We start from the raw sequence: 6937 nt of genomic DNA, 5'->3' as shown, positions 1-6937 counted from the left end.
CCCGGGCCCGGGCCCCCCCCCCCCGGGCCCCCCGCCCCCCCCCCCCGGGGGGGGGGGGGCGGCGCCGCGCCGCCGGGGACGGGAGGTCCGTCCCCGGCGGCGGCCGGGCGGCACGGGGTCGATCGAGCGGGAGCCGCTCCGGGCGGGCCCGGGTCGGCCCCGGATCAGCCCTGCTGGCCGGCCTTGCGGCGGCGGAGCACCACGAGGGTGCCGACACCGGCGACCAGGACGGCGCCACCGGCGGCCGCGATCATGGTGGTGTCGTCACCGCCACCGGTGGTGGCGAGGGTCTTGCCGGCGTCGGCGGCGGCCGTCTTGGCCTTGGTGACGACGGCCGGGGTGATCTTCGGCGGGGTGACCTTCGGCACGTCCACCGGGAAGTCGATCGGCTGCTGCACGTCGGTGCTGCTGGCGGTCGGGGCCGGGGTGGCCGGCGCGCCGGAGTCGGTCGGGGAGGCCGACGGCGAGGCGGTGCCGGTGGCCGGGGTGGTCGGCGCCGGAGTGGTCGGCGCCGGAGTGGTCGGGGCCGGGGTGGTCGGCGCCGTGGTGGGGGTCCCCGTGGTCGTGGCCGAGGGCGACGCGCTGGTGGTCGGGGTCGGCTTGCCGGTCTTGGTGGGCGTGGGGGTCGGGGTGGGCTTGCCGCCGCCACCGGCCTTGATGGTGAAGCCGGCGCCCTTGATGCCGTCGCAGCTGAAGTGGCCGTTGTCGGACTCGTCGTCGGCGTTGGCCGAGAAGACCACCGGGACGACGCCGGCCTTGCCCAGCGGGGTGTCCTTGGTGAAGGAGACCCGGACGTCGATGTCGATCCGCTTGCCGGGGGCGAGGTAGAGCAGCGCGTCGTCGGCGGGGCCGCCGTCGTTCACGCCGCCGAGCAGGATCAGCACGGCGCTGTCGTCGCCGTCGCCGCCACCGGGCGCGATCGAGCCGGTCCGCCAGGTGCCGCCGCCGGGCAGGCCGGCCGGCAGCTGGTACTCGACCTTGAGGTCCTTGGCCTTGAGCGAGCCGGCCTTGTTCTTGAACTTCAGGAGCGGGAAGGCGACGAAGTCGTTCTTCGCCGAGTTCTGGATCCGGTAGGAGAAGACGCGGGCGTCACCGCCGGCGACGAAGGTGTCCGGGACGCCCCGCACCGAGAGGTCGAGGTTCTGGTGGTTCGCCTGCGCGGCCTGAGCGGCGGCGGACGGGGTGCCGGTGGAGCCGACGGCCATGGCGCCCTGGGCGCCGGTGAGCACCAGCGAGGACGTGAGCGCGGCGACGCCGGCCAGGGCAAGACTGCGACGTATGGACAAGGAGACCTCACGGAAGTGTCCGGGCGAGGCCCGGGCGCGAGGGGGCGGCTGTGGATGCCGCCACTCCCCCGCGAAGCTGAAATTCCGACGGAGAGTACCGAACGATTCGGCCACTTCGGAAGGCGGGTGCCCGGTTCCGTTCCACGACCGGGCCCGGGGCGCCCGAATCGCCCAACTCCGTCCGACGGTAGGGCTTTTGCACCTCGGCAAAGGACGACCGCAAAGTGACGGGTACACGCCCGCGAAGACGGTAGCGCACGGGCCCGGGTGGCTTGAATCCATCGGTCCGCGCAGAGGCGGCCCGGACTGCCCCGGGCCGCCTCCGGCCGTCTCCGGCCGTCTCCGGCCGCCTCCAGCCGTCTCCGGTCGGATCAGCCCGCGAAGAAGGACTTGGCCGCGATCAGCGCCCGCTCGTCGCGCAGGACGTCCCCCGGCTTGGTCCCGTTGCCGATCAGCGCGCCGCCCCAGCGCATCCCCATGTACTCGGCGGTCAGCTTGAGGGTGCCGATCAGCGGCTCGGCGTGCTCCTCCGTCCCGGCCAGCACGGTGACGTCCCACAGGGTGCCCCCGCGCATGCCGTCCCGGAAGGCCAGCCCGGGCACCCGGAACCAGGCCGACCAGTAGTCGAGGTAGAGCTTGGCGCTGGTCGGCATCGTGTACCAGTACAGCGGCGCGACGAGGACCAGGTCGGTGGCCGCCAAGGTGGCCTCCAACAGCGTCCGTTCGTGCCCGACCGGCTCCGGGTAGCGGCCGTCACCGGTGTGCCGGAGGTCCTGGAAGGGCGGCAGCGGGTGCTCGTCGAGCCGCAGCCACTGCTGCTCGGCGCCCTCGGGCAGGCTCGACTCGGCGGCCAGCCGGGCGAGTTGCTGAGTGTTCCCGCCGACGCGCGAGCTCGCGTCCAGGAACAGGAAACGGCGCGGCGCCCCGGCGTCGGACGGCTGGTCGGTCATCGGTACTCCCCCTGTCAGGTGCTGTGGACACCCGAGCGAGCACCGGCGGACCGCCGGGTATTCCGCAGCCCCGGCCAGGGGTTCCGGCGGTCGGCCAGGGGTTCCGGCCCCGGCCAGGGGTTCCGGCGGCCGGTCAGGCCGGCAGCCCGGCCCGGCGGCGGGCGACCTCGGCGACGGCCGCCCAGTCCTTCTCGCCGTCGCCGTGCGCCAGCGCGTCCAGGAAGGCGTCCCGCAGGATGCCGCCGAAGGGCAGCGGGACGTGCCGCGCGGCCCCGGCCTCCAGGGCCAGGCCGACGTCCTTGAGACCGAGCGGCAGCCGGAACCCGGCCGGCTCGTAGCGGCGCTCGGCCACCATCGAGCCGTAGCCGGAGTAGACCGGCCCGGGGAAGAGCGTGCTGCTGAGCATCTCGACCAGGTCGGTGGGCCGGACCCCGTGGGCCTCGGCCAGGCTGCACGCCTCGGCCATCGACTCGATCGCGCAGGCCAGCAGGAAGTTGGTGCTGATCTTGGCGGTGTTGGCCTGCCCGGGGCGGTCGCCGAAGTGCCAGCTGCGCTCGCCCATCGCGGCGAACAGGGGCTCGGCCCGGTCCAGCAGTTCGGGTGCGCCCGCGACCAGGATGTTGAGCTTCCCCGCCGCCGCGACCGGCGGCCGGCCCAGGACGGGCGCGGCGACGTAGCCGATGCCGTGCCCGGCGTGCAGTTCCTCGGCCCGCTCGGCCAGTGCGAGCGAGACGGTGGCCATGTTGACGTGCAGGGTCGCCTTCGCGCCCGCCAGCAGCCCCGGGTCGAGCAGCAGCCCTTCGACCGCCTGGTCGTTGGCCAGCATCGAGACCACCGTGTCGGCGGCGAACACCTCGGCGAGCGAGCCGGCCGCCTCGGCGCCCAGGGCCACCAGGGCGGCCACCGGCTCGGGCGAGCGGTTCCAGACCCGTACGGAGTGGCCGGCGCGCAGCAGGCTGCCGGCCATGCCCTGCCCCATCGCGCCCAGCCCCACGAAACCGACCGTCGCCCCGCTCATCCGCGCACTCCGTCCGCCGCCGTCACCCGTACGTTGGTCCGTCCGGGAGCGACTGTACGTCAGGGGAGTCCGGCGGGCCGGGGATGTCCAGGACTCCCCGGACGGGCGGGCCGCCCCGGCCGGGCGGCTACGCGACCCGGGCCGGGCGGCGGAGGCGGCCGGCCGAGGCGCCGCGCTCCAGCTCGGCGACCACGCGGTGGCGCAGCAGCTCGTACTGGGCCTGGAGCCGGCCGGGGCGGGCCGGGCGGGCGACCGGGCGGCCGGGGCCGACCAGCTCGTTCGGGTCGAACTGCTCCCGGGTGAGGTCGATCTCGAAGCCGGTGGCGAAGCGGTTCCACCAGTGGAGGTCCGTCCGGACCCCGTCGACGTGGACCTCGCCCATCATCAGCTCGCCGCCGAGCAGGTCGTGCACCACCATGGCCGTCACCCCGCACTGGCCGCGGGCGGGATTGTCGGGACGCCAGCGGGCCTGGTCCTCGGGCGCGCAGGTGTCGACACCCCAGGAGGAGCGGATCGCACGTTCGATGTCGTTGAGGGTCCACGCCGTCATACCGGGAAGCCTGCCACGCGGCACTGACAACGACACCGGCTTTTCAAAGGGTCACCGCCTGTTCTGCGGCGACCCTCCCCTTGTTCACCCGAACGAGTCCGCCGCGGGCCGTCGCCCGGGAGCACGGCGGGTGCCGGGTACGGGAGTTCGCCCGGCCGGCCGGCCCCGGCGGCGGGCCGACCGGGCGGGGCGGGTCACTTCGCCAGGGCGGCCACGCCGGCCTGCGCGAACTGCTCGTCCAGGTCGCCGCTGGGCGCGCCCGCGACACCGATGCCGGCGACCGGAGCGCCCTTGGACTGCACCGGGGCGCCGCCCGCCAGGAACAGCGTGCCGGGGATGTCCTTGAGGTTCGGGGCCTGGGCCAGGCGCTTGGCCAGCTCCGAGGTCGGGGCGTTCCAGGAGACCGCCGTGAAGGCCTTGCGCTCGGCCGACTCCGGGGCCTGCGGGCCGGCGCCGTCGCCCTTGAGCAGCACGCGGGTGACGCCGTCCCGGTCGACCACGGCGACGGAGACGTGCTGGCCGGCCTTGGTCGCCGCGTCCAGGGCGGCCTGGGCGGCGCGGGTGGCGGCGTCGACGGTCAGGCCGGTGCTCTGGGCGAGGTTCCTGTTCTGGGCGTCGGCCTTCACCGCGGCCGGGGAGGCCGGGGTCTCGGTGGTCTCGGCGCTGGCCGAGACGGCGCCGACGCCGGCGGCGGCGAGCGCGGCGACGGCGGCGGTGCCGGTCAGCACCCGGGTGCGCACGGAGGTCTTCTTCATGGTCCAGCTCCTCAACGGGACGGCGGGTCCGCGGGGTCCGCGGCGGGTCCGGGGCCGGACGGCGGGGGGACCGCCCGGCCCTGCTCCGATCCTCCGGCCGGATCCGGGTGCGCGGCATCGACGGTCCGGCGCGACCGTCCGGGCATGATGGGGGACGCCGACGTCAACCGATCGGCTGATGCGGGACCGGGCCGGACGGGTCAGCATCGAGGGATCGGCGCAGGTCGGTGCAGCGGGCGCCGGCCCGTACCGCTCCACCCGCCCTGCCCCGCCCGACACTGCTCGGGCGTCGACCCGCCTCCCCGTGGGTCGTCGGCCGAGCCCCGTCCGGAGCCCGTAGCGCCAGGAGCCCCCCGTGCAGCAGCCCCACCCGTCCGCCGGTCCGCCCCCCGGCGGGCGCGACGCCGGTGACCCGGACGCCGGACGGCTGGCGCTGCTGCTGGACTCCGCCTTCCTGCTGCTGCTCGCCGCCGCGCTCAGCCGCTACCTCACCCACCACGCCGACAGCCCCCGGATCCCCTGGGTGATCGGGCTGAGCGCCGCCCTGGCCGTCACCCAGCCGGCCGCCTCCTGGCTCGACCACCGCCGCCCGACCCCGCCGGGCCGGCCGCGCCGGTGGACGCTGGCGCTGCTGGTCGCGCTCTGGGTGGTGCTGGTGCTGCTCGCGCCGAGCTTCGCCTGGTGCGCCGTCCCGCTGATCTACACCGGGCTGCGGGCGCTGCCCGCGAAGGCGGCGATCCCGCTGGTGGCGGCCCTGACGCTGCTGGTGGTGAGCGCCGAGGTCCGGCTGCCCGGCACGGCGGACGCCACCCTCGTCCTGCTGCCGCCCGCGGTGGCCGCGCTGGCCACCGGGGTGTTCCTGTTCATGGCCCGGCAGGCCGCCCGGCAGCGCGCGCTGATCGCCGACCTGGTCCGTACCCGGCGCGAACTCGCCGCCACCGAACGGCGCGAGGGCACGCTCGCGGAGCGCGAGCGGCTGGCGATGGAGATCCACGACACCCTGGCGCAGGGCCTGTCCAGCCAGCAGATGCTGCTGCAGGCCGCCGACCGCACCTGGGACGCCGACCCGGCGACCGCCCGCACCCACGTCCGCACCGCCGCCGAGGTGGCCGCCCGCAACCTCGCCGAGGCCCGCCGCTTCGTCCACGACCTCGCCCCGGCCGAGCTCGCCGACGGCGGCACCCTGGACCGCGCGCTGCGGGCGCTCGCCGAACGGGAGTCCGCCGAGAGCGGGCTGCCGGTCCGCTTCCACCTGGACGGCACGCCCGTCCCGCTGCCGGCGGCCGTGCAGTCCGCGCTGCTGCGGATCGCCCAGGGCGCGCTGGCCAACGTCCGGGAGCACGCCGGGGCCTCGACGGCCGCGATCACCCTGTCCTTCCTGGGTGACCAGGCCGTGCTGGACGTCGCCGACGACGGCCGGGGCTTCGATCCGACGGCGGGCGGGTACCGCGTGACCGGCGGCACCCGCGGGTACGGCCTGCCGGCCATGCGCGCCCGGCTGCGGCAGCTGGGTGGCACGCTGACCGTGGAGAGCGCCCCCGGCGAGGGCACCGTCGTCTCCGCCGCGATCCCCCTGGAGCACCGATGAACGCAGCGCGCACCCCGTCGAGCGACGCACTGGACGCCGGCTCCGCCGCCGTCCGGCTGCTGGTCTGCGACGACCACGCGGTGGTCCGGGCCGGCCTGCTGGCGCTGCTCGCCAGCGCGGGCGACATCGAGGTGGTCGGCGAGGCGAGCACCGGGGAGGAGGCCGTCGCGCTGGCGGCCGCACTGGCCCCGCAGGTCGTGCTGATGGACCTCCAGCTCGGCGAGGGAATCGACGGCGTGGAGGCCACCCGGCGGATCACCGCCGCCCCGGGCGGGCCGCACGTCCTGGTCCTCACCACGTACGACACCGACGCCGACATCACCCGGGCCATCGCGGCCGGCGCCACCGGCTACCTGTTGAAGGCCGAGCGGCCGGAGGAGCTGTTCGCCGCCGTCCACGCGGCCGCCCGGGGCCGGACGGTGCTCTCCCCGCCGGTCGCCTCCCGGGTGATGGCGCAGATGCGGGCGCCCTCGCCGCAGCTCACCGAGCGCGAGCAGGACATCCTCGAACAGCTGGCGCAGGGGCTGGGCAACCGGGAGATCGCCCGGGCGCTGTTCATCAGCGAGGCGACGGTGAAGACCCATCTCGGCCGGATCTACGACAAGTTGGGCGTGGACACCCGGGCGGGCGCGGTGGCGGTGGCCAAGGAGCGCCGGCTGCTGCGCTGACCGCCCCGGCTCTCCGGAGCCCGCTCCTCCGCTGCGCTGGGCACTCGCGCGGTGTCACTCCGTGCTGTCATGATGCATGGAATGTCGGGTTCCGGGCCGCGCGCTGCGCGCGTCCGGGAGCG

General features: G+C 75.9%; 6 protein-coding genes and 1 pseudogene. 2 read left to right on the top strand and 5 right to left on the bottom strand.

The features are described 5' to 3' along the window. Nucleotides 1–164: 164 nt before the first annotated feature. The 5 genes and pseudogenes from ACFY2K_RS09220 to ACFY2K_RS09200 form a co-directional block, all read right to left on the bottom strand. Nucleotides 165–1286 carry an LPXTG cell wall anchor domain-containing protein gene (locus ACFY2K_RS09220; RefSeq protein ID WP_387710431.1) on the bottom strand — a complete coding sequence of 374 codons (1122 nt, stop codon included), beginning with the start codon at nt 1284–1286 and terminating at the stop codon, nt 165–167. 371 nt (nt 1287–1657) lie between these two features. Then, nucleotides 1658–2236 carry a flavodoxin family protein gene (locus ACFY2K_RS09215; protein ID WP_380396416.1) on the bottom strand — a complete coding sequence of 193 codons (579 nt, stop codon included), beginning with the start codon at nt 2234–2236 and terminating at the stop codon, nt 1658–1660. A gap of 133 nt (nt 2237–2369) precedes the next feature. Beyond that, a pseudogene (locus ACFY2K_RS09210) lies at nt 2370–3320 on the bottom strand (NAD(P)-dependent oxidoreductase); the annotation flags it as partial. A gap of 61 nt (nt 3321–3381) precedes the next feature. After that, entirely contained in the window at nt 3382–3804 is a 423-nt protein-coding gene (locus ACFY2K_RS09205; protein WP_375882681.1) for a hypothetical protein, read from the bottom strand. Between the two features lie 194 nt (nt 3805–3998). Beyond that, nucleotides 3999–4559: a heme-binding protein gene (locus tag ACFY2K_RS09200; protein ID WP_375882684.1), complete on the bottom strand. Its 561-nt coding sequence runs from the start codon at nt 4557–4559 to the stop codon at nt 3999–4001. 355 nt (nt 4560–4914) lie between these two features. Between ACFY2K_RS09200 and ACFY2K_RS09195 the strand changes: the two genes are divergently transcribed. Then, entirely contained in the window at nt 4915–6147 is a 1233-nt protein-coding gene (locus ACFY2K_RS09195; RefSeq protein ID WP_380587602.1) for a sensor histidine kinase, read from the top strand. Continuing rightward, nucleotides 6144–6815, top strand: coding sequence for a response regulator (locus ACFY2K_RS09190; RefSeq protein WP_380587599.1), 672 nt, complete (start codon nt 6144–6146; stop codon nt 6813–6815). Before ACFY2K_RS09195 ends, ACFY2K_RS09190 begins: the two co-directional genes overlap by 4 nt. Nucleotides 6816–6937: the final 122 nt, after the last annotated feature.

Origin of the sequence: Kitasatospora sp. NPDC001309, from assembly GCF_042896295.1 — a bacterium.
Taxonomy (GTDB): Bacteria; Actinomycetota; Actinomycetes; order Streptomycetales; family Streptomycetaceae; genus Kitasatospora.
This window is presented reverse-complemented; position numbering and strand designations above follow the sequence as displayed.

Coding starts and splice junctions, on each gene's coding strand:
- ACFY2K_RS09215 (WP_380396416.1), bottom strand. CDS start 2,236: ATGACCGACCAGCCGTCCGACGCCGGGGCGCCGCGCCGTTTCCTGTTC.
- ACFY2K_RS09190 (WP_380587599.1), top strand. CDS start 6,144: ATGAACGCAGCGCGCACCCCGTCGAGCGACGCACTGGACGCCGGCTCC.
- ACFY2K_RS09200 (WP_375882684.1), bottom strand. CDS start 4,559: ATGAAGAAGACCTCCGTGCGCACCCGGGTGCTGACCGGCACCGCCGCC.
- ACFY2K_RS09205 (WP_375882681.1), bottom strand. CDS start 3,804: ATGACGGCGTGGACCCTCAACGACATCGAACGTGCGATCCGCTCCTCC.